Annotated in this window: 27 protein-coding genes; 7 read left to right on the top strand and 20 right to left on the bottom strand. The window is 67.9% G+C overall.

Annotated features, from left to right (window positions below; translation table 11 throughout):
• Positions 1–157: 157 nt before the first annotated feature.
• Entirely contained in the window at positions 158–979 is an 822-nt protein-coding gene (locus AB9O74_RS14630) for an alpha/beta fold hydrolase (RefSeq protein ID WP_369349733.1), read from the bottom strand.
• Between the two features lie 187 nt (positions 980–1,166).
• Between AB9O74_RS14630 and AB9O74_RS14625 the strand changes: the two genes are divergently transcribed.
• Positions 1,167–1,874: a YitT family protein gene (locus tag AB9O74_RS14625; RefSeq protein WP_369349732.1), complete on the top strand. Its 708-nt coding sequence runs from the start codon at positions 1,167–1,169 to the stop codon at positions 1,872–1,874.
• Positions 1,875–1,881: 7 nt separating this feature from the next.
• On the opposite strand, the gene AB9O74_RS14620 is transcribed toward AB9O74_RS14625, so the two are convergent.
• On the bottom strand, positions 1,882–3,021 hold the full coding sequence (locus AB9O74_RS14620; RefSeq protein WP_369349731.1) for a hypothetical protein: 1,140 nt from the start codon (positions 3,019–3,021) through the stop codon (positions 1,882–1,884).
• The gene (locus tag AB9O74_RS14615; RefSeq protein WP_346492558.1) at positions 3,018–3,554 is read right to left on the bottom strand and encodes a DNA-3-methyladenine glycosylase I; all 537 of its coding nucleotides are present in this window, start codon (positions 3,552–3,554) and stop codon (positions 3,018–3,020) included. Before AB9O74_RS14615 ends, AB9O74_RS14620 begins: the two co-directional genes overlap by 4 nt.
• 111 nt (positions 3,555–3,665) lie before the next feature.
• Between AB9O74_RS14615 and AB9O74_RS14610 the strand changes: the two genes are divergently transcribed.
• The 3 genes from AB9O74_RS14610 to AB9O74_RS14600 are packed head-to-tail and all read left to right on the top strand — an operon-like array spanning position 3,666 to position 5,689.
• Complete coding sequence (locus AB9O74_RS14610; protein ID WP_346492557.1) at positions 3,666–4,232, top strand: YqgE/AlgH family protein; 567 nt, start codon at positions 3,666–3,668, stop codon at positions 4,230–4,232.
• Complete coding sequence (gene ruvX / locus AB9O74_RS14605) at positions 4,225–4,722, top strand: Holliday junction resolvase RuvX (protein WP_369349730.1); 498 nt, start codon at positions 4,225–4,227, stop codon at positions 4,720–4,722. The genes AB9O74_RS14610 and ruvX overlap by 8 nt, the downstream gene beginning before the upstream one ends.
• Before the next feature lie 16 nt (positions 4,723–4,738).
• Positions 4,739–5,689 (top strand): aspartate carbamoyltransferase catalytic subunit, encoded by a 951-nt coding sequence (locus tag AB9O74_RS14600; RefSeq protein ID WP_019185395.1) that lies wholly within the window; start codon positions 4,739–4,741, stop codon positions 5,687–5,689.
• A gap of 74 nt (positions 5,690–5,763) precedes the next feature.
• On the opposite strand, the gene AB9O74_RS14595 is transcribed toward AB9O74_RS14600, so the two are convergent.
• The 17 genes from AB9O74_RS14595 to AB9O74_RS14515 all read right to left on the bottom strand — a co-directional run bounded on the left by AB9O74_RS14595 (position 5,764) and on the right by AB9O74_RS14515 (position 19,192).
• Positions 5,764–6,222 (bottom strand): transposase, encoded by a 459-nt coding sequence (locus tag AB9O74_RS14595; RefSeq protein ID WP_369349729.1) that lies wholly within the window; start codon positions 6,220–6,222, stop codon positions 5,764–5,766.
• 116 nt (positions 6,223–6,338) lie between these two features.
• The gene (locus AB9O74_RS14590; protein WP_369349728.1) at positions 6,339–7,139 is read right to left on the bottom strand and encodes a prolyl oligopeptidase family serine peptidase; all 801 of its coding nucleotides are present in this window, start codon (positions 7,137–7,139) and stop codon (positions 6,339–6,341) included.
• 67 nt (positions 7,140–7,206) lie between these two features.
• On the bottom strand, positions 7,207–7,473 hold the full coding sequence (locus AB9O74_RS14585; protein WP_369349727.1) for a hypothetical protein: 267 nt from the start codon (positions 7,471–7,473) through the stop codon (positions 7,207–7,209).
• A 14-nt stretch (positions 7,474–7,487) separates the two neighbouring features.
• On the bottom strand, positions 7,488–8,849 hold the full coding sequence (gene mgtE / locus AB9O74_RS14580) for a magnesium transporter (RefSeq protein WP_176990845.1): 1,362 nt from the start codon (positions 8,847–8,849) through the stop codon (positions 7,488–7,490).
• 172 nt (positions 8,850–9,021) lie between these two features.
• Entirely contained in the window at positions 9,022–10,740 is a 1,719-nt protein-coding gene (ptsP, locus tag AB9O74_RS14575; RefSeq protein ID WP_369349726.1) for a phosphoenolpyruvate--protein phosphotransferase, read from the bottom strand.
• A 59-nt stretch (positions 10,741–10,799) separates the two neighbouring features.
• Positions 10,800–11,069: an HPr family phosphocarrier protein gene (locus AB9O74_RS14570; RefSeq protein WP_019185400.1), complete on the bottom strand. Its 270-nt coding sequence runs from the start codon at positions 11,067–11,069 to the stop codon at positions 10,800–10,802.
• Positions 11,062–11,454: a PTS sugar transporter subunit IIA gene (locus AB9O74_RS14565; protein WP_019185401.1), complete on the bottom strand. Its 393-nt coding sequence runs from the start codon at positions 11,452–11,454 to the stop codon at positions 11,062–11,064. Before AB9O74_RS14565 ends, AB9O74_RS14570 begins: the two co-directional genes overlap by 8 nt.
• A gap of 128 nt (positions 11,455–11,582) precedes the next feature.
• Positions 11,583–12,479: an RNase adapter RapZ gene (rapZ, locus tag AB9O74_RS14560; RefSeq protein WP_176990843.1), complete on the bottom strand. Its 897-nt coding sequence runs from the start codon at positions 12,477–12,479 to the stop codon at positions 11,583–11,585.
• Entirely contained in the window at positions 12,476–13,426 is a 951-nt protein-coding gene (gene hprK, locus AB9O74_RS14555; RefSeq protein ID WP_176990842.1) for an HPr(Ser) kinase/phosphatase, read from the bottom strand. The genes rapZ and hprK overlap by 4 nt, the downstream gene beginning before the upstream one ends.
• A complete protein-coding gene (locus AB9O74_RS14550) occupies positions 13,423–13,875 on the bottom strand; it encodes a PTS sugar transporter subunit IIA (RefSeq protein ID WP_121043141.1) in 453 nt (150 codons plus the stop codon). Before AB9O74_RS14550 ends, hprK begins: the two co-directional genes overlap by 4 nt.
• Positions 13,876–13,896: 21 nt before the next feature.
• Positions 13,897–14,223, bottom strand: a complete 327-nt coding sequence (gene raiA, locus AB9O74_RS14545) for a ribosome-associated translation inhibitor RaiA (RefSeq protein WP_046274055.1) — start codon at positions 14,221–14,223, stop codon at positions 13,897–13,899.
• A 58-nt stretch (positions 14,224–14,281) separates the two neighbouring features.
• On the bottom strand, positions 14,282–15,721 hold the full coding sequence (locus AB9O74_RS14540) for an RNA polymerase factor sigma-54 (protein ID WP_354273821.1): 1,440 nt from the start codon (positions 15,719–15,721) through the stop codon (positions 14,282–14,284).
• 42 nt (positions 15,722–15,763) lie between these two features.
• Positions 15,764–16,483, bottom strand: coding sequence for an LPS export ABC transporter ATP-binding protein (gene lptB / locus AB9O74_RS14535; protein WP_019185407.1), 720 nt, complete (start codon positions 16,481–16,483; stop codon positions 15,764–15,766).
• Entirely contained in the window at positions 16,483–17,058 is a 576-nt protein-coding gene (lptA, locus tag AB9O74_RS14530; RefSeq protein WP_369349725.1) for a lipopolysaccharide transport periplasmic protein LptA, read from the bottom strand. Before lptA ends, lptB begins: the two co-directional genes overlap by 1 nt.
• Positions 17,036–17,602, bottom strand: coding sequence for an LPS export ABC transporter periplasmic protein LptC (lptC, locus tag AB9O74_RS14525; protein WP_176990838.1), 567 nt, complete (start codon positions 17,600–17,602; stop codon positions 17,036–17,038). The genes lptA and lptC overlap by 23 nt, the downstream gene beginning before the upstream one ends.
• Positions 17,599–18,147 (bottom strand): HAD family hydrolase, encoded by a 549-nt coding sequence (locus AB9O74_RS14520; protein WP_176990837.1) that lies wholly within the window; start codon positions 18,145–18,147, stop codon positions 17,599–17,601. Before AB9O74_RS14520 ends, lptC begins: the two co-directional genes overlap by 4 nt.
• 43 nt (positions 18,148–18,190) lie before the next feature.
• Positions 18,191–19,192, bottom strand: coding sequence for a KpsF/GutQ family sugar-phosphate isomerase (locus AB9O74_RS14515; RefSeq protein ID WP_369349724.1), 1,002 nt, complete (start codon positions 19,190–19,192; stop codon positions 18,191–18,193).
• 53 nt (positions 19,193–19,245) lie between these two features.
• Here AB9O74_RS14515 and AB9O74_RS14510 point away from each other — a divergent pair, with 53 nt between their 5' ends.
• From AB9O74_RS14510 to AB9O74_RS14500, 3 genes are read left to right on the top strand one after another with little or no spacing between them, the layout of a single operon-like run.
• The gene (locus AB9O74_RS14510; protein WP_176990835.1) at positions 19,246–19,479 is read left to right on the top strand and encodes a BolA family protein; all 234 of its coding nucleotides are present in this window, start codon (positions 19,246–19,248) and stop codon (positions 19,477–19,479) included.
• A 45-nt stretch (positions 19,480–19,524) separates the two neighbouring features.
• On the top strand, positions 19,525–20,799 hold the full coding sequence (murA, locus tag AB9O74_RS14505; RefSeq protein ID WP_369349723.1) for a UDP-N-acetylglucosamine 1-carboxyvinyltransferase: 1,275 nt from the start codon (positions 19,525–19,527) through the stop codon (positions 20,797–20,799).
• Positions 20,796–21,104 (top strand): EF-hand domain-containing protein, encoded by a 309-nt coding sequence (locus AB9O74_RS14500; protein ID WP_176990833.1) that lies wholly within the window; start codon positions 20,796–20,798, stop codon positions 21,102–21,104. Before murA ends, AB9O74_RS14500 begins: the two co-directional genes overlap by 4 nt.
• Positions 21,105–21,115: the final 11 nt, after the last annotated feature.

The raw sequence follows: 21,115 nt of genomic DNA, 5'->3' as shown, positions 1-21,115 counted from the left end.
CGTGCGCTACCGGTGCCACGCATCCCCGGTAGGTGCCGACCGTTGGTCGGCACACGCGATACGGGCCAGAGCATTCGGGTAGGTGCCGACCGTTGGTCGGCACACGCGACACGGCCAGCGCATTCGGGTAGGTGCCGACCGTTGGTCGGCACACGCCTCACCCGCGGATGAAGGCCAACAGGTCCGCGTTGATCACGTCCGCATGCGTCGTGCACATCCCATGCGGATAGCCCTTGTAGACCTTCAGCTTGCCGTGCCTGAGCAGCGTGATCGCCAGCTCCGCCGAATCGGCGATCGGCACGATCTGGTCGTCGTCGCCATGCATCACCAGCACCGGGACGTCGATCTTCTTCAGGTCCTCGGTGAAGTCGGTTTCCGAGAAGGCCTTGATGCAGTCGTAGTGCGCGTTGATCGCGCCCATCATGCCCTGCCGCCACCAGTTGTCGACGATGCCCTGCTGCGGGGGCGTGCCCTCGCGGTTGAAGCCGTAGAACGGAATCGGCACCTCGCGGTAGAACGCGGCACGGCCGGCCACCAGTGCCTGCCGGAAGCCATCGAAGACCTCCTTCGGCGTGCCGCCCGGGTTGGCGTCACTCTTGACCATGATCGGCGGCACCGCCCCGATCAGCACGGCCTTGGCCACGCGTCCGGGTTTGGCCTGCGCCACGTAGTGCGCGACTTCGCCGCCCCCGGTGGAATGCCCGATGTGGATCGCATCGCGCAGGTCCAGGTGGTCGGCCAACGCATTGACGTCGGCGGCGTAGGTGTCCATGTCATGCCCACCACTGGTCTGCGATGAGCGGCCATGGCCGCGGCGGTCGTGGGCGATCACGCGATAGCCCTGCAGCAGGAAGAACTGCAGCTGGGTATCCCAGTCATCGGCGCTGAGCGGCCAGCCGTGATGGAACACGAGCGGCTGCCCCTTGCCCCAGTCCTTGTAGAAGATCTCGGTGTTGTCGGCGGTGGTCACGTAGGGCATGGCACGGAACTCCTGAGGGAGGGAGGGGCACAGCGGGGTACCCGTGCATGCTGCAGCCGCAGGGTGTTCAGCCGGGATGAACGGCGGATGTCGATTTCGGGTCCCTGGGCCGGCTGAATCGATTTCAGCAGCATCTGTCACGCCGATCGTGTCTAATACCGCTCCCCACGTCACACCCCCCACCCCCATGTCCCTTGATTCCCATGGCCCCGCGCCGTGCGACGACGCTGACGGCCACCTGGTCACCGCAGGTCCGCTGACCCCGCCACCGGACAGCGCCGGCACCGTGGCCGACGAGAAAGCCCTACGCCATTCCGTGGCCGAGGACGTGCAAGGCATGGTCCTGGCGACCCTGGTCGCTTCGCTCGGCCTGGCGATCTTCGCCAAGGGCGGGCTGATGATCGGTGGCATGGCCGGGCTGGCGTTTCTGGCCCACTACGCCTTCGGCTGGAACTTCGGCATGGTATTCGTGCTGGTCAACCTGCCGTTCTACTGGGTGGCCGTGCGGCGCATGGGCTGGGAGTTCACCCTGAAGACCTTCGCCGCGGTCACCGCCTGCGGCGTACTGACCGACCTGCTGCCGCGCTGGGCCGATTTCGCCCACATGAGCTCGCTGTACTCGGCGATCGTCGGTGGTGCGCTGGCCGGCCTGGGCATCCTGTTCTACATCCGCCACCGGGCCAGCCTCGGCGGCATCGGCATCCTGGCGGTGTACCTGCAGCGCACCCGCGGCTGGAGCGCCGGCAAGGTGCAGATGTCCTTCGATACGCTGCTGATGTGCGTGGCGTTCTCGGTGCTGTCCCCGTCCAAGGTGATGTACTCGGCGATCGGCGCGGTGGTGCTCAGCCTGGTGCTGATGTTCAACCACCGCCCGGGCCGCTACATGGGCGTCTGACGCCCGGTCATTCCCCCTGCGGCGGCACCGGCACGAGGGTCACGCCGGAGACCCAGCGGCGGCTGCGCAGGTCCAGCGTGGCCACCTGCTCGCCGGGGCCGCGGTACAACCACAGCTGGCAGCACAGCGCATGGTCGCCGGCATAGCTGCTGCGCAGGGCGATGAGGGTGGCGCTGTAGCACTGTCGGCCCGAGCGGATCACGGTGTCCGCAGCGGTGTCGAAGGTGTAGCTGCCCGCGCCCCGCCACGGCCAGATCTCCGCTTCACCGGGGTCGGTGCCGGCCGGAACCGGGCAGCGTCCCTGCTCATCGCCGAAATGCGCGACGCCGTCGCCGTCGACGGTCAGCGCGCCCAGCAGCCGCTCGATGTGCCGGAGCAGGCGGCGGTCGGTGGCGATCGCCGTGGCCCGGACATCCAGCGGATCGCCGTCGACATGCATCACCGGATCGGCCAGCCGATGCTCGCGGCCGTAGCGCACCTTCAACTGCTGCGTGGGGCTGCGCTCGCGCGGGTCGGCCGACAGCGGCCGGTTCAGCAGCAGGGTGTCGCCGTAATAGTCGCCGTCGCGATAGGCGATGTAGCTGACCCCGTCGATGCGCAGCCAGTAGAGGCCCTGGTCGCTGCCGCGCCCGCTGAGGCCGTACTGGCCCTGTGCCCACGGGCGCTGGGGGTCCAGGCTGTCCGGCACGACGAAGCCGCGCTGCGGATCCCGCCGCAGCATGTCCACCTGCGTGTACAGGCCGGTGCCGCCGCTGTAGGCGCTCTGCACCAGGTCGCGCTGGCCGTCGCCATCCAGATCGAGCAGGGACAGGGACAACTCGCCCATCTCCACCGGCACGGTGTGCTGGGCATCGGTATCGCGCAGGTAGCGGCTCACCGCGTCCCAATCGGCCGGGGTGACGGTGGGCGGGCGCACCAGCGCGGGCAGCGGCGCATCGCTGTCGCCGGCCACCGGAATCTGCAGGTCGATGCCGGTCTCGTCGCGGTAACGGGCCAGCACGGTGTCGATCGGGGCGGGATCGTCGGGCGGCATCGCGGCGATTTCCGCGCGCAGGCGTGCCAGCACGTTGTCCAGGCCGGTGGCGCCGGCCAGCGAGGGGAGGGTGAGAGCGGCGAGCAGCGCGACCCGCAGTGCGGTATGCCTCACGCCCGGCGCCACGCGGGCTTGAGGGTGTCGATGCGCTTGAACACGGGGCAGTCCGGGCTGTGCGCGCCGGGCAGGTAGCCCAGGCTCATCAGGAACTCGCCGGTGATCTCCCCGCCGGTGAAGCGGAAGGTCTTCTTGAACAGCTTCACCCAGCCGGCCTTGTCCAGCGGATGGTGGGCATCCAGCCAGGCGACGAAGCTGCCGTGGCTGGCCCGCAGCTGCTGGATCACCTGGGCGTTGTGGACCGCCGCATGGACCTTGAGCCGGTTGCGGATGATCCGGGCATCGTTGAGCAGACGCTCGATGTCGCGCTCGCCATAGGCGGCCACCGTGTCCACGTCGAAGCCGTCGTACGCGGCGCGGAAGCCTTCGCGCTTCTTCAGGATGGTCTCCCAGCTCAGGCCGGCCTGGTTGATCTCCAGGATCAGCCGCTCGAACAGCTCGCGCTCCTCGCGCTGCGGGAAGCCGTACTCATGGTCATGGTAGTGGCCGTGGACCGGATGGCCGGGGGCGATGAGGCAGTAACCGGACACGTGCAGCTCCTTGCGATGGCGGATCAGGCGCGCGGGGGGCGGGGCACGCGCGCAGGCCTGCATTATGTCAGCGCGAAAGCGCACATCACGGCCAGCGGCTAGAATGGGGCCATGTCTGAACTGTCCACTTCGCTTGCCCACCACCTGCTGGTCGCGCTGCCGTCGCTGACCGACCCCACCTTTGCCCGTACCGTGGCGCTGATCTGCCAGCACGACGAGAACGGCGCGATGGGCGTGCTGGTCAACCAGCCCTCCGAGTACACCCTCGGCGAGGTGCTGGCCCAGATGGAAATCACCACCACCAGCGACACCCTGCGCAGCCAGGTCGTGCTCAACGGCGGCCCGGTGCACCCCGAGCGCGGCTTCGTGATCCATGATGATGCGCGCAGCTGGGATTCCAGCCTGGCCGTGGGCGAGGGTGTGTTCCTCACCACCTCGCGCGACATCCTTGAAGCGATGGCCCGCGGCGAAGGTCCGCGCAATGCGCTGGTCACCCTGGGCTGCGCCGGCTGGAGCGAAGGGCAGCTGGAAACCGAACTCGCCGAGAACAGCTGGCTGGCCGTGCCGGCCGATGCCGAGCTGCTCTTCAGCACCCCGTTCGACGAGCGCTGGCAGGGCGCGGCGGCACGCATCGGCGTGGACCTGTTCCGCCTCACCGATTACAGCGGCCATGTCTGAGCCGGCGACGCCAGTGCCCGCCGCAGCCGCGCCGCCGACCATCCGCCGTGATGGCACGGTGCTCGGGTTCGACGTGGGTTCGCGCCGCATCGGCGTGGCCATCGGCAGTTCGTTCGGCACCCATGCGCGCGCGATCGCGGTGGTGGATGTGCACGGCAACGGACCGGACTGGACCGCGTTCGAGCGCCTGATCAAGGAATGGCGGCCGGACGGTTTGGTGGTCGGCGATCCGCTGACCCTGGACGGCCAGGACCAGCCCAACCGCAAGCGTGCGCAGGGCTTTGCCCGCCAGCTGCGGGAACGTTTCAAACTGCCGGTGGTGCTGGTCGACGAGCGCTCCAGCTCGGTCGAGGCGGCCCGCCGGTTCGCGGTCGAGCGCGCCGAAGGCCGCAAACGCCGCCGCGATGCCGCTGCGCTGGACGCCGTCGCCGCGGCAGTCATCATCGAACGCTGGCTCTCCAGCCCGGATGACGCCACCCCCGTTTCCTGACCCTCAGACCCTGCCCATGACCGCCTCGCAACTCGATTCCGATGGACGCCTGCGCCACCTGCTGACCCTGGAAGGTCTGCCCCGCGAAACCCTGCTGCAGCTGCTCGACCGCGCCGGCCAGATCCGTGATGCGGCTGTTGGCCGGGTCGGCAACAAGCGCCACGTGCTCGGCGGCTCGGCGGTCTGCACGCTGTTCTTCGAACCCTCCACGCGCACCCGCAGCTCGTTCCAGCTGGCCGCACAGCGGCTGGGCGCGGACGTGCTGAACTTCGACGCCTCCACGTCCTCCACCCGCAAGGGCGAGACCGCCTGTGACACGCTGAAGAACCTGGAAGCGATGGGCGTGCGCGGCTTCGTGGTGCGCCATCCCGATGATGGCGCGGTGGCGGCGCTGGCGGCGGCGGCGGGCGAGGGCACCGCCCTGGTCAACGCCGGCGACGGCCGCAGCTCGCACCCGACCCAGGGCCTGCTGGACATGCTGACCCTGCGCCAGGCCAAGGGCAGCGATTTCTCGAAGATGAAGGTCATCATCGTCGGCGACGTGAAGCACTCGCGCGTGGCCCGCACCGATCTGCATGCCCTGCGCACGCTGGGCGTCGGCGAGATCCGCGTCTGCGGCCCGCAGTCGCTGCTGCCGGACGATGACACGCTCAAGGGCTGCATCGTCGGCGATGATTTCGACGCCATGCTGGAAGGCGCCGATGCGCTGATGATGCTGCGCCTGCAGCGCGAGCGCATGGAAGAAGGCCTGGTGCCCTCGCTGGAGCAGTACCACGCGCAGTACGGCCTGGATGCCACACGCCTGAAGCGTGCGGGCACCGATGCCGCCGTGCTGCACCCGGGCCCGATCAACCGCGGCGTGGAGGTCACCGACGAGGTGGCCGACGGCCCGCAGTCGTGGGTCCTGCGCCAGGTCGCCAACGGCGTCGCGGTGCGCATGGCGGTGCTGGAAACGTTGTTGGGGTAAGGCGTCTCGGCCCACGGTAGGCATCGACCGTTGGTCGATGCGTGCGGTTGGCGGTACCCACCTGCGGTGGGTACCTATCGGTCATCCATGGGCCATCTGCACCAGGCGAAGGGATACTCACCCATCGTCGTTGAAAGTCCTGCCCTGATGGGATTTCCAACAATGTACATCGCATGCCTGCGCAGGGATTCTTCTGACCGGACGGCATGGTCGTGATAGCCGGATTGCCACATCGGACCGGTTCGCCCGTGCAGGCGGTTCAACAGCAGCGCACTGCGTGATTTGATCCGTTGGGCAACGTAGGACAGTGGGTGCGCGCGCAGCTCCAGCAGCCAATGAATGTGATCAGGCATGACCACCCATGCAAGTGAGCAGCACAGCCCCTGCTCGTCGAGCTGTGGAAACAGCCCCATCATGGCGGTCGCGTCGCGAGGGTCACTGAACCAGGGGCGGCGGTGCAGACATACCATGGTGAGAGTGTAGGAATGGCCGGCGATGGATGATCGCCCCAGCCTGAGGCGCGGACTGTTCATGCCGCCATCGTCTCTTCGCCAACGCATGTCGGGTATCGCTGGAACGCATGACCTTGCGTCGGGGAAAGGTACCGACCAACGGTCGGTACCTACCGAACGGGCGAACGCTCAGCCCATCACCGCCTCTGCGCCCACAGCCATTCCCACATCGCGGAATCGGCATACGTGGCGTCCCACGCGTTGTGGTTGCCGTCGGGGTACTCGGTGTAACGCACATCCTTTGCCCCGGCCTGCTGGAACGCGGCGTGCAGTTTGCGGTCGTCCTCCGGCGGCACCACGTCGTCCAGCGCGCCATGGAACATCCAGATCGGGACGTTGCGCAGGCGCTGGGCGATGGCCGCGTACGGATCGGCCTCGTGGGCGACGTCCTCGACGAACAGGGTGGGGCGCACTGCGCGCGGGGCCAGCACCGCGCCGCACACCGGCACGATCGCGGCGAAGCGCTGTGGCGCGTCCAGCGCGATGTTCCAGCTGCCGTAGCCGCCCATCGACATGCCGGTCAGGTACTGCCGCCGCGGATCAGCGCCGAATTCGGCGATGGCGGCATCCAGCGCGGCCAGCGCGATGCGGTTGTTCCCGCCCGACCATTCCTGGTCGTCCGGGGTCTGCGGCAGCACGACCAACGCGGGGAAGGTGGTGGCATGCTGGCGCAGGTAAGGCCCGAGACCGGCCTGGGTCTGCCGGCGGCCGTCACGACCCCGTTCGCCGGAGCCATGCAGGAACAGCACCACCGGCACGTCGCCGCGCGAGGCGGCTGCAGTGCGTGGTACGAACACCTGGTAGTAGGCGGTCTGGCCATCGACCTTGACCGCACGGCCGACAAACCGGCCACCTGACGTATCGGGGCTGCTCGCACAGCCGGCCACCGTCATCATCGCCACCGCCCACAGCAGCCATCCACCCCAGCGTCGCGCCATTGCCGTGCCTTGATTGAAATCGATTTCAGTCTAGGCCCGGTGGCGCGCCGGGGCATCTTGCAGTGCATCAGTGCGGGCGCGGTACCGAAGCGAGGATGTCCAGCTGTTCGATCGCCTCGGGGTGACCCTCGGCGGCGGCGGCCTGCACCTGGGCCAGGCTGGGGTGGACCACCAGCAGGATCGGGTTCTCGCACTGTGGGCAGTCGAACTGCGCTTCGTCTTCGTGCAGTTCCATCGGCATCTGCCGCGCGCTGCCCTGCCATTCGCAGGCGGCGCAGGTATAGGCCGCGTCGCGCCAGCCGGGGACGAAGTAATTGTCGAGGGTCACGGCCATGCGGGAGTCCAGGGTCAGTGCAGCAGGATCAGGCTGGCCAGGCCAAGGAAGCTGAAGAAGCCCATGACGTCGGTGACGGCGGTGACCACCACGGTGCCGGCCACGGCCGGGTCGACATTCATGCGCTTGAGCAGCAGCGGCAGCAGGACGCCTGCCAGGGCGGCCGCGCAGAAGTTGATGATCAGCGCCATCGTGATCACCAGCGAGAGCAGGAAGCTGTGGAACCAGAGGTAGGCGATGATGCCGACCACGGTGCCGATCAGGGTGCCGTTGATCAGCGCGACCCGCGATTCCTTCCACAGCAGGATGCGCGCGTTGCTCTGGCCGACCTGGCCCAGCGCGATGCCGCGCACCATCAGGGTCAGCACCTGCACGGCCGCATTGCCGCCGACGCCGGCGACGATCGGCATCAGCACGGCGAGGGCGACCACCTTCTGCAGGGTCAGCTCGAACTGACCGATCACGCTGGCCGCCAGGAACGCGGTGCACAGGTTGATGCCGAGCCAGACCACTCGACCGCGCACGGCGCGCTTGATCGGCGAGAACAGATCTTCTTCTTCGTCCAGACCGGCCGCGCCCAGCGCCTGGTGCTCGGCCTGCGACCGGATGATGTCGACCACGTCATCGATGGTGATGCGGCCGAGCAGGATGTTGTTGTCGTCCACCACCGGGGCGGAGACCCAGTCATGATCGGAGAACTGGCGCGCGACTTCCTCGGCGCTCTCGCCGACGTCGATCGCCGGCTGTTCGTCATCGATCAGGCGGTTGATCGGGGTGTTGTCCTCGTGCGTCACCAGCGCGGCCAGCGACAGCCGGCCCAGATACTGATGGCGGCGGCTGACCACGAACAGGTGATCGGTGTGGTCCGGCAGTTCGCCGCGCAGGCGCAGGTAACGCAGCACCACATCGACGTTGACGTCGGCGCGCACAGTCACCACGTCCGGGTTCATCAGGCGGCCGGCGCTGTCCTCGGGATAGGAGAGCACCTGCTCGAGCCGCTCGCGGTTCTCGCGGTCCATCGACTTGAGCACTTCATCGATGACCGTGTCCGGCAGGTCTTCGACCAGGTCGGCAAGGTCATCGATGTCCAGGTCTTCGACCGCGGCGATGATCTCGTCCGGGTCCATGTCGGCCAGCAGGCTTTCGCGCACTTCCTCGCCGACGTGGACCAGCACCTCGCCATCGTCTTCCGGATCGACCAGGCCCCAGACGATTTCGCGCTTGCCCGGGGGCAGCGATTCGAGCAGGTTGCCGATCTCCGCCGGCGCCAGGGTATTGACCAGCCGGCGCACCGGACCCAGTCGCCCGCTGTCCAGAGCATCGGACAACAGCCGCAGCTGGCGTGCCGTCTTGTCGTGGCGTACGGCTTCGGCCATGCACAGCTCCTGCGGGAAAAGAAAAAGGCCGCTATCCGGTAGAGGATGCGGCATGGGCGGTGGTCACCGCGTCATTATCGCGTGCTTGTGTGTCAATCGGGTAGGGCACGACCGTTGGTCGTGCTGCAGGTGACGCCCCGCGGTCAGGCGCGTATCGACCAACGGTCGATACCTACCGGTCCAGGCTGGCCTTCTCGATCCAGCGTTCGATGCCGCGGCGGTCGCGCGCCTGCAGCAGCTTGGGCGCCATCGCCTGCAGCACGGACAGGTCGCTGTCGCGCACCGCGCGGCGCACTTCCAGCAGCGTGCCCGGGTGCAGGCTGAATTCCGTCAGGCCCAGCGCGAGCAGCAGGCGCGTCATCATCGGGTCGCCCGCGATCTCGCCACAGACCGCCACCGGGATGTCGTAGGCCTGGCCGGTGCGAAGGATATGCGCCAGCAGCCGCACCACCGCCGGGTGCAGCGGCGAATACAGCTCGCCCACGGCTTCGTTGTTGCGGTCGGCGGCAAGCAGGTACTGGACGAGATCGTTGGTGCCGATCGAGAGGAAGTCGACCAGGTCGATGAAGCTCTCCAGCGCGATCGCCGCGGCCGGGACTTCGATCATCGCGCCGAACGGGATGTGCTCGGCGACCTCGTGCCCCTCTGCGCGCAACAGCTCGGCTTGCTTATGCAGGCGCCTGCGCACGGCGAGGATTTCCTCGCGGGTACTGACCATCGGGATCAGGATGCGCAGCTTGCCGTAGGCCGACGCACGCAGGATCGCGCGCAGCTGGGTGTCGGCCACTTTCGGCCGGGCCAGCGACAGCCGCACGCCGCGCAGGCCCAGCGCGGGATTTTCTTCATTGCTCAGGGTCAGCCCGGTGCGGTCGGCCTTGTCCGCGCCCAGGTCCAGGGTGCGGATGGTGACCGGCCGCCCGCTCATGCCGAGCGCGGCATCGCGGTAGGTCTCGAACTGTTCCTGCTCGTCCGGCAGCTCGTTGCGCTGCAGGAACAGGAATTCGGTGCGGTACAGGCCCAGCCCGTGTGCGCCCAGCGCATGCGCCTGGGTGACGTCCTCGCTGGATTCGGCATTGGCCAGCAGCGCGATGTCGACGTTGTCGCGGGTGCGGCTCGGCTTGGTGCGCAGGCGGCCGAGCTCGCGCTGTTCGCGCGCGTGTTCGCGAAGCCGCACGCGGTAATCGCGCAGGTCCGGTGCCTGCGGGTTGATGGTGACCGTGCCGTCGCTGCTGTCCATGATCAGCACGTCGCCGTCGGCGACCTTCTGCAGCACGTTGGGGACGTTGACGATCAACGGCAGATGCAGGCTGCGCGCCAGGATCGCGCTGTGCGACAGCGCGCTGCCCCCGGCGGTGACGATGCCGACCACGCCGTGGGCCTGCAGCTGGGCCAGCTCGGAGGGCGCGATGTTGTCGCAGATCAGGATCTCGCCGGCCATGCCTTTGACGTCCGGCGGGCGCTTCTGCAGGAAGGCATGGATGCGCCCGATCACATGGTCCAGGTCGTCCATGCGGCTCTTCAGGTAGGCATCGTCCATGCCATCGAAGACCTTGGCCAGGCGATCGCGCTGCACGCGCAGGGCGTAGCCGGCGCTGTACGGGCCACTGCGGATCAGCTCGTCCAGCCCGAACAGCAGCTCCGGATCATCGAGCAGCAGGGCATGCAGGTCGAGGAACTCGCCGACCTCCTGGTTGAGCGCGCCATGCAGGCGCTGCCGCAGATCGTGCATTTCGCCGCGTGCCGCTTCCACGGCCACATGCAGGCGCGCCAGTTCGGCGTCGATCTTGGACGGCGGAATGCGCTGCTCGGCGACTTCCAGGGCATGTGGCAGGCGCACCCGGACACGGCCCAGGGCATTGCCGCGCGAGGCACCGTGGCCGGACAACAGCATCGCCCCGGACGCGGTCCGGGCCGGTGCGGAGGATCCCGATCGCGGTTGCCCCCCCATGCTCAGTTGTCCTCGTCGAAACGCCGTTCGAACAGGGCCACCACCGCGTCCATCGCGGCGGCTTCGTCTTCGCCGTCGATGCGCACGGTGACCGGGGTGCCCTGGCCGGCGGCCAGCAGCATGACGCCCATGATGCTCTTGGCATTGATCTCACGGCCTTTGGCGGCCATGGTCACGTTGCAGCGGAACGGCGCCAGCTCCTGCACCAGCTTGGCAGTGGCGCGGGCATGCAGGCCCAGGCGGTTGGATACGGTGAGTTCACGTTCAAGCATCGTCGACAATCGCTCCATTGCGAGTGCCTGCCGCGGCTGTGGCAGGCAGTTGATCCAGTCCCTGTTCCGGATAATTCATCACCCGCATCAACATCGGCAGGCTCAGCGCCGAAACCCGGCGTGCCGGGGTGCCCAGACGCGCCAGTTGCCCGGCCAGATTGCTGGGGCTGGCGCCGTACAGGTCGGTCAGGATCAGCACGCCCTGTCCACTGTCCACCCGGCGCAAAGCGGCCGAGGCGAGCGGGAGCAGGACGTCCATATCTGCGTCGAACGGTACTTCGAAAGCTTCGGTCTTCAGCGGCAGGTGCCGCAGCAGCCGTGTCGCCACGTCCAGCAGGGCCGTGCCGACACCGGGATGAGTTACGAGGAGAATGCCACAGGTCATTCCCGAACGTTAACAGGTCAACATGAATTGGCGATAGCACGCGTGAAAGACTGCTGTGTTCCGCGGTTCAGCGTGCCGATGGCCTGTCCCGGGTCGGGGCAGGACAGGGCGGTCCGGAAGCGCCGCGTTCAGTCCAGTTCCCGGTGGAAGGTGGCCACTTCGGGCCAGCCCTGGTCGCGGGCATGGCGGGCCATGCGTTCGGCCATGTAGACCGAGCGGTGCTTGCCGCCGGTGCAGCCGAAGGCGACGGTGACGTAGCTGCGGGTGTCATTGCCCAGCCGCGGCAGCCAGGTGTCGAGGAAATCGACGAGCTGGGCCGCGTAGCGCTGCACATCGGGCTGTTCGTCCAGATGCTCGCGCACGCCGGCATCGCGGCCGGACAGCGGGCGCAGCTCCGGGTCCCAGTGTGGATTGGGCAGCACGCGCACGTCGAACACGAAGTCGGCTTCGGCCGGGACGCCGCGCTTGTAGGCGAACGATTCGAACAGCAGCGACAGTTTGTTGCCGTAGGCGAGCGCGAATTCGGTCACGACCTTGCGGCGCAGCTGGTGCACGTTGAGGCTGGTGGTATCGATCACCGCATCGGCGGCGCGGCGCAGCGGCGCGGTGAGTTCGCGTTCGCGGGCGATCGCTTCGGGCAGCGACAGGCCAAGCTGGCTCAGCGGATGGCGGCGACGGGTGTCGGCGTAGCGCTTGAGCAGGCTTTCATCGGTGGCATCGAAGAACAGCAGCTGCGCATCCAGGCCGGCGGCCTTGGCGTCTTCGCGCCAGTGCGAGAGCTGGGTCAGGTCGCTCTGCGCGCGAACGTCGATGCCGACCGCGAGCCGTCGCGGGGCCTCGCGGCCGGGATCGCCGAGCAGGCTGCGCACGAAATCCGGCAGGAGGTCGATCGGCAGGTTGTCCGAGCAGTAGTAGTCGAGGTCTTCGAAGGTCTTCAGCGCGACCGTCTTGCCGGAACCGGACAGGCCACTGACGATGATCAGGGTTGCGGCGGTCGGGGCGGAGGCGGGGGCGGGGGTGTTCATGGCGTGCGGCGTTCCAACATGTTGCTGTGGCGGGCGATGAACATCGCGGCCGGGTCGATGCCCTTGGTCCGCAGGATGTGCAGGCGCGTGGCGGCTTCGGTCAGCACGGCCAGGTTGCGCCCGGGCATCACCGGCAGGGTGATCAGCGGCACGTCCAGGTCCAGCACGTGGCGGGTACCCGAGTCGCCGGTCAGGCGTTCATAGCCGTAGGGGGTGGGCTCGGTCATCGGCTTGGTCAGGTGGACGATCAGCCGAAGGTACTTGTTCTTCTTTACAGCGGTGTCACCGAACATCTCGCGCACGTTGAGCACGCCCAGGCCACGGACTTCCAGCAGGTCCTGCAGCAGCTCCGGGCAGGTGCCGTCGAGCACGTCCGGGGCGATCTGGGTGAACTCGGGGGCATCGTCGGCGACCAGCCGGTGGCCGCGGCTGAGCAGTTCCAGCGCCAGCTCGCTCTTGCCCGAGCCCGCCTCGCCGGTGATCAGCACGCCGATCGAGTAGATCTCCATGAACACGCCATGCAGGATCACCCGCGGCGCGAGCGTGCGCGCCAGGTGGTAGGACAGGTGGTTGAGCAGCTCATGACCGCGCTTGGGCGAGATCCACAGGGGCGTCTGCGATTCGTCCGCGGCCGCGCGCAGGTCTTCCGGACAGGACTGGTTGCGGGTGATCACCAGTGCCAGCGGATGCGACTGCATGATCCGCTCGATGGTCTCCCAGCGCTGGCGCGAGTCCAGCGAGTCCAGCCAGGACAGCTCTTCGGTGCCCAGGATCTGCACCTTGTTCGGGTAGATCGCGTTGAGGTAACCGGCCAGCGAGGGGCGGCGCGAGACCTTGTTGCCGGCTTCCAGCTCACGGCGCTCGCCTTTCTGCCCCGCGATCCAGCGCAGGGCGAGACGGTCACGCTGCTGTTCGAACAGTTCGCGCGCGGTGATGCTGGTATTCATGCGGCACTCGCCGGCGGGGGAAATTCGATGACCCGACGCAGTTCGTCGCCGTCGCGCGCTTCGCGCAGCGCCTGGCGGATGGCCGGCTCGGAGAACAGCTCGGCCAGCTCGGACAGCAGCATCAGGTGTTGATGGGTGTAATGCGCGGGAACGGCAATCGCGAAGACCAGGTCCACCGGCTCATCGCCGCCGAACTCCACCGGCGACTCCAGCCGCAGCAGCGCGCCGCGGGGGCGTTCGAGCAGGGGCGCACGGCCGTGCGGGATGGCGATGCCATGGCCGATGGCGGTGCTGCCCAGCGTCTCGCGCTGGCACAGGTTCTGGTACAGCAGCTCGGCGTTGGCTTCGCGGCAGGCCAGCAGGCGGGCTGCGGCCTTCAGCACGCTGTCGCGATCGGCGGCCGGCAGCACTTGCGTGCGGACGGCCGCCAGAAGATCAGTCAGAGGCATGTCGGGGTGGAAACGAGGGCATCAGCCCTCATTGTCGCCCACCGGCAGCGGTTGCGGTGCGTGCTGCTGCTTTTTCTCTTTGTGCTTGATGACCAGGCGGTCGAGCTTGTCGGCCAGGATGTCGATCGCGGCGTACATGGTGGGGCCGCTGGCGTCCGCGTGCAGAGTCTGCCCGGGAACATTCACACTCGCATCGGCATGGTGCTCCGGCTTGCGGATCGACAGTTGCACGCGAACCTCGCAGTGCTGGTCGAAGTGCTTCCTCAGCCGTTCCAGCTTGGTCTCCACGTACTCGTTCAGAGCCGGGGTGATCTCAAGGTGGTCCTTGCCAAACGTCTCGATGTGCATCGGGTTTCTCCTTTGTTCGGATGTGCCAATGAACCTTCCCGCCGGGCGCGGTGGAGCGTCAGACGATTCTTACCCTTTCGTGCGAGGCGGAAATGTTCATGGCTTCACGATACTTCGCCACGGTGCGTCGCGCCACCGGTATTCCCGAGGTCTTGAGCAGGTCAGCCAGCTTGGCGTCAGAAAGCGGCTTGCGCGGGTTCTCGTCATCGATCAGGCGGCGCAGCATGGCCTGGATGGCGGTACTGGAAGCTTCGCCACCGCTGTCGGTATCGATGCCCGAGGCGAAGAAGCCGCGCAGCGGCAGGGTCCCGCGCGGCGTGCGCACGTATTTGCGGGCGATCGCCCGGGAAATGGTCGATTCGTGCAGGCCGAGCTCGCCGGCTACTTCACGCAGGGTCAGCGGGCGCAGCGCCTGTTCGCCGAACTCCAGGAAGGCGGCCTGCTGATCGAGCAGGCAGCGCATGACCCGCAGCAGGGTCTCGCCGCGGGCCTCCAGGCCCTTGAGCAGCCAGCGCGCCTCCTGCAGGTGGGCGCGCATGTAACCGGCGTCGGCTTCTCCGCAGCGGCGGATCATCTGTTCATAGCCCCGGTGGATGACCACCCGGGGCCCGGCATGGCCGGCCAGGGCCGCGCGCCAGACGCCGTTCTGGCGCCAGACCACGCAGTCCGGCACCACGTAGCTGTCGTGGGAGAGCTCGCCGATCTGGGTGCCCGGGCGCGGGTCCAGCGAGCGCAGCAGCTGCACGGCGACCTCGACCTCGGCCACCGGCTCGCGCAGCTCGTGGGCGATGCCCGCCACGCCGCTGCGCGGCAGGCGCTCCAGCGGCCCATCGGCGATGCGCCGGGCCAGGGCCAGCCCGGGGGTGTCGGCGGGCAGCACCAGCAGCTGCAGGTCCAGGCATTCGCCCAGCGAGCGCGCACCGACCCCGACCGGGTCGAAACGCTGGATCTGGTGCAGGACGGTCAGGATTTCGGCCTCGTCGGCCTGGATGCCCGGACGCAGGGTCTCGGCGATGGCCGCCAGCGGCTCGCGCAGGTAGCCGTCGTCTTCGAAGGCGTCGATCAGGGCCGCGCCGATGCTGCGGTCCCGGGCCGAGAGGTGGGACAGGTGCAGCTGCCAGAGCAGGTGGTCGGCCAGCGATTCGGTCTCGGCCACGCGCTCGGCGGCGCTGCCGTTGTCGTCATCGTCGAACGAGCCGCCGCTGCTGCCGCTGGTCCAGTCGCCTTCACCGGGCGACCAGTCATCGCTGGCCGAGACCTGGTGCTCGCCGTCGGCGTGGGTATCGGTGGGGGCGGGCGGCGGCGCGTCCTCGCCGGGACTGGCCTCGAGCGCCGGTTCAGCGTTCTCGGCCCAGTCCAGCAGCGGGTTGGTCTCCACCGCCTCGTTGATCTCCAGCTCCAGCTCGGCGCTGGACATCTGCAACAGCTTGATCGCCTGACGCAGCTGCGGCGTCATGACCAGGTGTTGCCCCATCGATGTCTGCAGCCGTGCTTTCATGCCTGTGCCGAACGGAAGGAAGGCGTTGCGGCGGCCGCTGGATCAGAGCTTGAAGGTGTCCCCAAGGTAGACGCGGCGGACGTCGGCGTTGGCCAGGATCTCGTCCGGCGCGCCCTGTGCCAGCACGCTGCCCTCGTTGAGGATATACGCGCGGTCGCAGATTCCCAAGGTTTCGCGGACATTGTGGTCGGTGATCAGCACCCCGATCCCGCGCTGCTTGAGGTGGGTGACGATGCGCTGGATTTCACCGACCGAGATCGGGTCGACGCCGGCGAACGGTTCATCGAGCAGGATCAGGCGCGGCTTGGCGGCCAGCGCGCGGGCGATTTCACAGCGGCGGCGCTCACCACCGGACAGGCTCGCCCCCAGCTGGTCGGCCACGTGGTTGATCTGCAGCTCGTCCAGCAGGCTGGCCAGTTCCTTTTCGCGGCCGGCCTTGTCCAGGTCTTCGCGCAGTTCCAGCACCAGGCGCAGGTTGTCGGCCACGGTCAGTTTGCGGAACACCGAGGGTTCCTGCGGCAGGTAGCCCACGCCCTGCTTGGCGCGGGTATACATCGGGTCGCTGGTGATGTCCTTGCCGTCCAGCACGATGCTGCCGGCGTCGGTCTCGACCAGGCCGACGATCATGTAGAAGCAGGTGGTCTTGCCGGCACCGTTGGGGCCGAGCAGGCCGACCACTTCACCGGCCTCCAGGGTCAGCCCGAAATCCTTGACGACTTCACGCTGCTTGTAGCGCTTGCGCAGGCCTTTGGCGACGAGCATTACTTCTTGCTCCCGGTGGCCGGCGCGGCGGCAGGCTTGGCCGCCGGCGTGGCCGGTTTGGCGGCCGGGGCAGCCGGTGCGGCGCCCTTGTTCTTGGGCTGGATAACCGTGCGCACGCGCGTGCCGTCGCCACCGCTCTGCATGTTGCCGGTGCGGGTGTTGTAGGTCATCTTCTGGCCGCTGTTGGTGCCGCGCGGCGATTCGACCTTGTAGTTGCCGGTGAGGATGATCACTTCGCTGTTGACGTTGTAATCCATGTTGTCGGCCCAGGCATTCATCTTGGAGCCGTCATCCATTTCCTGTTCCAGCGTGGCCTGCTTGCCGGTCAGCACGACGCGTTCGATATCGCCGTTCTTGCGGAACAGATCGGCGTTGGCGGCGTGGATCACCAGGGTGCCCTGGGTGATCACCACGTTGCCGGTGAACGTGCACTTGCCCGCATCATCGGTCAGGTTGCAGTCGTTGCTGTTGGATTCCAGGTTCATCGGCTGGTTGCGGTCGGACGACTTGGCCAGCGCCACGCCGGGCAGCAGCAGGGCGAGCAGCGCGAGCTTAGCGGGCAGCGTTCGGTTCATAGCGGGTCTTGACCTGTGAAAGGAGTTTGTACTGCCGGGTTTTCATGTCGGCTTCGAAGCCGACGCCTGTCTGCGACAGCCCCGGGCGGGTCATGGTGACCCGGGCATCGGTCTTGGCACGGTTCTCTTTCGGGAACACGTCCAGGTGATCGGTGCGGAAGGTGGTGGGCGGCGTGCCGGCAACCTTGGGGCTGTCGCCGCTGACGTTGCCGGTGAGCTTGAGCTGGTCGCCCTTGGCGCTGACCCAACCGCTGTCACCGCGCATTTCCCAGTGGTTGCCGTCCTGGTCGGGCAGCAGGAACACCGGGGTGGTCAGGGTCATCGTCTCATCGCTGCGCGCGCGTTCCAGCAGCGGGGCGCGCAGGGTGGTGGATTCCTTGCCCTGTTCGTCCAGCGCCACGATCTGGAAATCGTGCAGCACGTAATCCTTGGTGGCATCTTCGCCCTCGGCCGCCGGGGCTTTGCCGCGATGGTGCAGGGCCAGCCAGCCAGTCAGCAGGGCGGCGGCCAGCAGCAGGCCCCCGATGGCGGTACGCATGTTCATGCGCCGAACCTCGCCAGCACCGCATCCACATGGCCCTGCGCTGCCAGCAGCACATCGCAGAGCTCGCGCGCCGCGCCCTGGCCGCCGTCGCTGCGGGTCTGCCAGTGCACGCGTTCGGCGATCCACGGGTGGGCGTTGGCCGGGGCGACCGCCAGGCCGACCGCGCACAGCGGGGCCAGGTCGGGCAGGTCATCGCCCATGAAGGCCACCTGGTCCAGGCCGATGCCATGTTGCCCGCACAGCGCCTTGACGCTGGCCAGCTTGTCGCCGACCGCGATCTGGGTATCGATGCCCAGGTCCGCGCCGCGCCGGAGCGCGGACTGGCTGTTGCGCGCGGTGATCAGCACCGGGTGGATACCATGCTGCTGCAGTAGTTTCAGGCCGAGTCCGTCCTGCACGTAATACGCCTTGCTCTCGTTGCCGTCCTTGTCGTAGTAGAGCCGACCGTCGGTGAGCGTGCCGTCCACGTCGAAGCAGGCCAGCCGGATACGGCCGGCGGCGGCATGCAGGTGGGACGGGAAACCGGGCAACGGGGAGTAAGGCATCGTCTGGGGGGAGCTCAGCTGAATGGAGGAAGGCAACTGTGGTTTAAACCACCCGGGCCCGCAACAGGTCATGAATGTTGAGTGCGCCGACCAGGCGACCCTCCGCATCGACCACCAGCAGGCCGGTGATCTTGTGGGCTTCCATGAGCTGCGCGGCCTCGGCCGCCAGCTGATCGGCGCCGATCGTGCGCGGGCCACGGGTCATCACATCGGCGATCCGCGCGCTGCGGACGTCCAGGTCGGTATCCAGCGCGCGGCGCAGGTCGCCGTCGGTGAACAGGCCGATCAGGCGGTTGTCGGCATCCACCACGGCGGTCATGCCCAGGCGCTTGCGGCTCATTTCCACCAGGGCCTCGCTGAGGCTGGCATCGACCCCCACGCGCGGCAGCTCATCGCCGCTGTGCATGACATCGGTGATGTGCAGCAGCAGGCGGCGGCCCAGGCTGCCGGCTGGGTGCGAACGCGCGAAATCGTCGGCGGTGAAGCCGCGGGCATCCAGCAGGGCCACGGCCAGCGCATCGCCCATCGCCAGCGAGGCGGTGGTGCTGGAGGTGGGGGCCAGGGCCAGCGGGCAGGCCTCGGCCGGCACGCTGACATCCAGGTGAACGTCGGCCGCGCTGGCCAGGCTGGACTGCGGCCGCCCGGTCATCGCGATCAGGCGGTTGCCCTGGCGCTTGAGCACCGGCAGCAGCATCAGCAGCTCGTCGGACTCGCCCGAGTAGGACAGCGCCAGCACCACGTCGGCGCTGGTGATCATGCCCAGGTCGCCATGCCCGGCTTCACCGGGATGCACGTAGAAGGCCGGGGTCCCGGTCGAGGCCAGCGTGGCGGCGATCTTGCGCGCCACATGGCCGGACTTGCCCATCCCGGTGGCGACCACGCGGCCCTTGCTCTGCAGCATCAGCTGGCAGGCCTGGCTGAACGCTTCGCCCAGCCGGTCGGCGACCGCGCCCAGCGCATCGCGCTCGATCTCGAACACGCGGCGGCCGCTGGCGACCAGTGCCGCCGCGTCGGCCGGATGGGGGAGTTGGGGCGAGACAGCCATGCGAGCGCCACGTGGAAGAGTAGAATGAGCGCTCATTTTATTAGGAAAGCCCGTTGGACGCCGAGACCATCCGCAATCTGATCGAAACCGGCCTGCCTGGCGCCCGCGCGGACGTGCAGGGTGACGACGGCGTGCACTTCGAGGCCACCGTGGTCTGCGACGCCTTTGCCGGCAAAATGCCGCTGGCGCGCCACCGCATGGTCTACGCGACCCTGGGCGATCTGATGGGCGGGGCGATCCACGCGCTGGCGCTGAAGACCGTCACCCCGGCCGAAGCCGGTCGGTAAGCCGACCAGCCAAGCCCCCCTCCTTTTTCTTATTGCGCAGACTCCATGGCCAAGATCGTAGTGACCGGCGGCAAGCCGCTGCACGGTGAAGTGAACATTTCCGGCGCCAAGAACGCTGTCCTCCCCATCCTGTGCGCCACCCTGCTGGCCGATGCGCCGGTGGAAATCACCAACGTGCCGCACCTGCACGACGTGGTCACCACCGTGAAGCTGCTCGGCGAGCTGGGTGCCAAGGTCACCATCGACCAGGGCACCCTGTCGCGCGGCAGTGCGATCGTGGTCGACCCGCGTTCGGTGGACCAGCACGTGGCCCCGTACGAGCTGGTCAAGACCATGCGCGCCTCGATCCTGGTGCTGGGCCCACTGCTGGCCCGCTTCGGCGCGGCCGAAGTGTCGCTGCCGGGCGGCTGCGCGATCGGCTCGCGTCCGGTCGACCAGCACATCAAGGGCCTGCAGGCCCTGGGGGCGGAAATCACCGTCGAGAACGGCTTCATCAAGGCCCAGGCCAAGCGCCTGAAGGGTGCGCACTTCACCTTCGACATGGTCAGCGTCACCGGCACCGAGAACGTGCTGATGGCCGCCGTGCTGGCGGAAGGCACCACCGTGCTGGACAACGCGGCGATGGAGCCGGAAGTCACCGACCTGGCGCACTGCCTGATCGCGCTGGGCGCGAAGATCGAAGGCCTGGGCACCGCCCGCCTGGTGATCGAAGGCGTGGAGAAGCTCTCCGGCGGCCGTCATGAAGTGCTGCCCGACCGCATCGAAACCGGCACCTTCCTGGTGGCCGCGGCGATGACCGGCGGCAAGGTCACGGTCAACCGCGCGCGCCCGAACACCATGGATGCGGTGCTGTCCAAGCTGGTCGAGGCCGGTGCGAAGATCGAGACCACGGAAAACAGCATCACCCTGGACATGGAAGGCAAGCGCCCGCGCGCGGTCAACCTGACCACCGCGCCGTACCCGGCGTTCCCGACCGACATGCAGGCGCAGTTCATGGCGCTCAACTGCGTGGCCGACGGTGTGGGCGTGATCAACGAGACGATCTTCGAAAACCGTTTCATGCACGTCAACGAACTGCTGCGCCTGGGCGCGGACATCCAGGTCGAGGGGCATACCGCGATCGTGCGCGGCACCGAACAGCTCAGCGGTGCGCCGGTGATGGCGACCGACCTGCGCGCATCGGCCTCGCTGATCCTGGCGGGCCTGATGGCCGAAGGGGATACCACCATCGATCGCATCTACCACCTGGACCGCGGCTACGAGAACATCGAAGAGAAGCTGTCTTCGCTGGGCGCCACTATCCGGCGCGTCGCGGCATGATCCTGCGCGGCCGGTTCACCCGCCGCCGCAAGGCGCTGCTGGTCCTGGTGCTGATCGTGCTGGCGTGGCTGGGCTATGCCTGGTACGCCGGCATCGCGATCACCCAGGGCATCCAGCAGGAAGACATGGACTGGAACGCGGACGGCACGGTCAGCCGTACCGAGGTGTTCCAGTCGTTCTATGCGGTCGGCGTGGAGAAGAAGGTCGACGGCAACCGCCACTGCAGCACCTACTACTGGCGCGACACGCGCCAGCAGATCCGGGTCGACTGCAGGACGGTGTTCGGCGAAGCCAAGCCGGAATAAAAAACGCCCGC

This window comes from Stenotrophomonas sp. JAG2 (genome assembly GCF_041080745.1).
In the GTDB taxonomy this organism is placed as follows: Bacteria; Pseudomonadota; Gammaproteobacteria; order Xanthomonadales; family Xanthomonadaceae; genus Stenotrophomonas; species Stenotrophomonas maltophilia_AA.
The sequence above is the reverse complement of the archived record's forward strand: the minus strand, read 5'-3'. Positions and strand labels throughout refer to the sequence as shown.

Excerpts from the sequence above, each read along its gene's own strand:
- lptB (WP_019185407.1), bottom strand. The coding sequence starts at position 16,483 with ATGCTCGTCGCCAAAGGCCTGCGCAAGCGCTACAAGCAGCGTGAAGTC.
- AB9O74_RS14500 (WP_176990833.1), top strand. The coding sequence starts at position 20,796 with ATGATCCTGCGCGGCCGGTTCACCCGCCGCCGCAAGGCGCTGCTGGTC.
- AB9O74_RS14550 (WP_121043141.1), bottom strand. The coding sequence starts at position 13,875 with ATGCCTCTGACTGATCTTCTGGCGGCCGTCCGCACGCAAGTGCTGCCG.
- rapZ (WP_176990843.1), bottom strand. The coding sequence starts at position 12,479 with ATGAACACCCCCGCCCCCGCCTCCGCCCCGACCGCCGCAACCCTGATC.
- ruvX (WP_369349730.1), top strand. The coding sequence starts at position 4,225 with ATGTCTGAGCCGGCGACGCCAGTGCCCGCCGCAGCCGCGCCGCCGACC.
- AB9O74_RS14570 (WP_019185400.1), bottom strand. The coding sequence starts at position 11,069 with ATGCTTGAACGTGAACTCACCGTATCCAACCGCCTGGGCCTGCATGCC.
- mgtE (WP_176990845.1), bottom strand. The coding sequence starts at position 8,849 with ATGGCCGAAGCCGTACGCCACGACAAGACGGCACGCCAGCTGCGGCTG.
- AB9O74_RS14585 (WP_369349727.1), bottom strand. The coding sequence starts at position 7,473 with ATGGCCGTGACCCTCGACAATTACTTCGTCCCCGGCTGGCGCGACGCG.
- AB9O74_RS14630 (WP_369349733.1), bottom strand. The coding sequence starts at position 979 with ATGCCCTACGTGACCACCGCCGACAACACCGAGATCTTCTACAAGGAC.
- AB9O74_RS14540 (WP_354273821.1), bottom strand. The coding sequence starts at position 15,721 with ATGAAAGCACGGCTGCAGACATCGATGGGGCAACACCTGGTCATGACG.
- ptsP (WP_369349726.1), bottom strand. The coding sequence starts at position 10,740 with ATGCTGTTGTCCGGCCACGGTGCCTCGCGCGGCAATGCCCTGGGCCGT.
- AB9O74_RS14600 (WP_019185395.1), top strand. The coding sequence starts at position 4,739 with ATGACCGCCTCGCAACTCGATTCCGATGGACGCCTGCGCCACCTGCTG.
- AB9O74_RS14515 (WP_369349724.1), bottom strand. The coding sequence starts at position 19,192 with ATGGCTGTCTCGCCCCAACTCCCCCATCCGGCCGACGCGGCGGCACTG.
- AB9O74_RS14595 (WP_369349729.1), bottom strand. The coding sequence starts at position 6,222 with ATGAACAGTCCGCGCCTCAGGCTGGGGCGATCATCCATCGCCGGCCAT.
- AB9O74_RS14520 (WP_176990837.1), bottom strand. The coding sequence starts at position 18,147 with ATGCCTTACTCCCCGTTGCCCGGTTTCCCGTCCCACCTGCATGCCGCC.
- lptC (WP_176990838.1), bottom strand. The coding sequence starts at position 17,602 with ATGAACATGCGTACCGCCATCGGGGGCCTGCTGCTGGCCGCCGCCCTG.
- lptA (WP_369349725.1), bottom strand. The coding sequence starts at position 17,058 with ATGAACCGAACGCTGCCCGCTAAGCTCGCGCTGCTCGCCCTGCTGCTG.
- AB9O74_RS14590 (WP_369349728.1), bottom strand. The coding sequence starts at position 7,139 with ATGGCGCGACGCTGGGGTGGATGGCTGCTGTGGGCGGTGGCGATGATG.
- AB9O74_RS14610 (WP_346492557.1), top strand. The coding sequence starts at position 3,666 with ATGTCTGAACTGTCCACTTCGCTTGCCCACCACCTGCTGGTCGCGCTG.
- hprK (WP_176990842.1), bottom strand. The coding sequence starts at position 13,426 with ATGAATACCAGCATCACCGCGCGCGAACTGTTCGAACAGCAGCGTGAC.
- AB9O74_RS14565 (WP_019185401.1), bottom strand. The coding sequence starts at position 11,454 with ATGACCTGTGGCATTCTCCTCGTAACTCATCCCGGTGTCGGCACGGCC.
- raiA (WP_046274055.1), bottom strand. The coding sequence starts at position 14,223 with ATGCACATCGAGACGTTTGGCAAGGACCACCTTGAGATCACCCCGGCT.
- murA (WP_369349723.1), top strand. The coding sequence starts at position 19,525 with ATGGCCAAGATCGTAGTGACCGGCGGCAAGCCGCTGCACGGTGAAGTG.
- AB9O74_RS14625 (WP_369349732.1), top strand. The coding sequence starts at position 1,167 with ATGTCCCTTGATTCCCATGGCCCCGCGCCGTGCGACGACGCTGACGGC.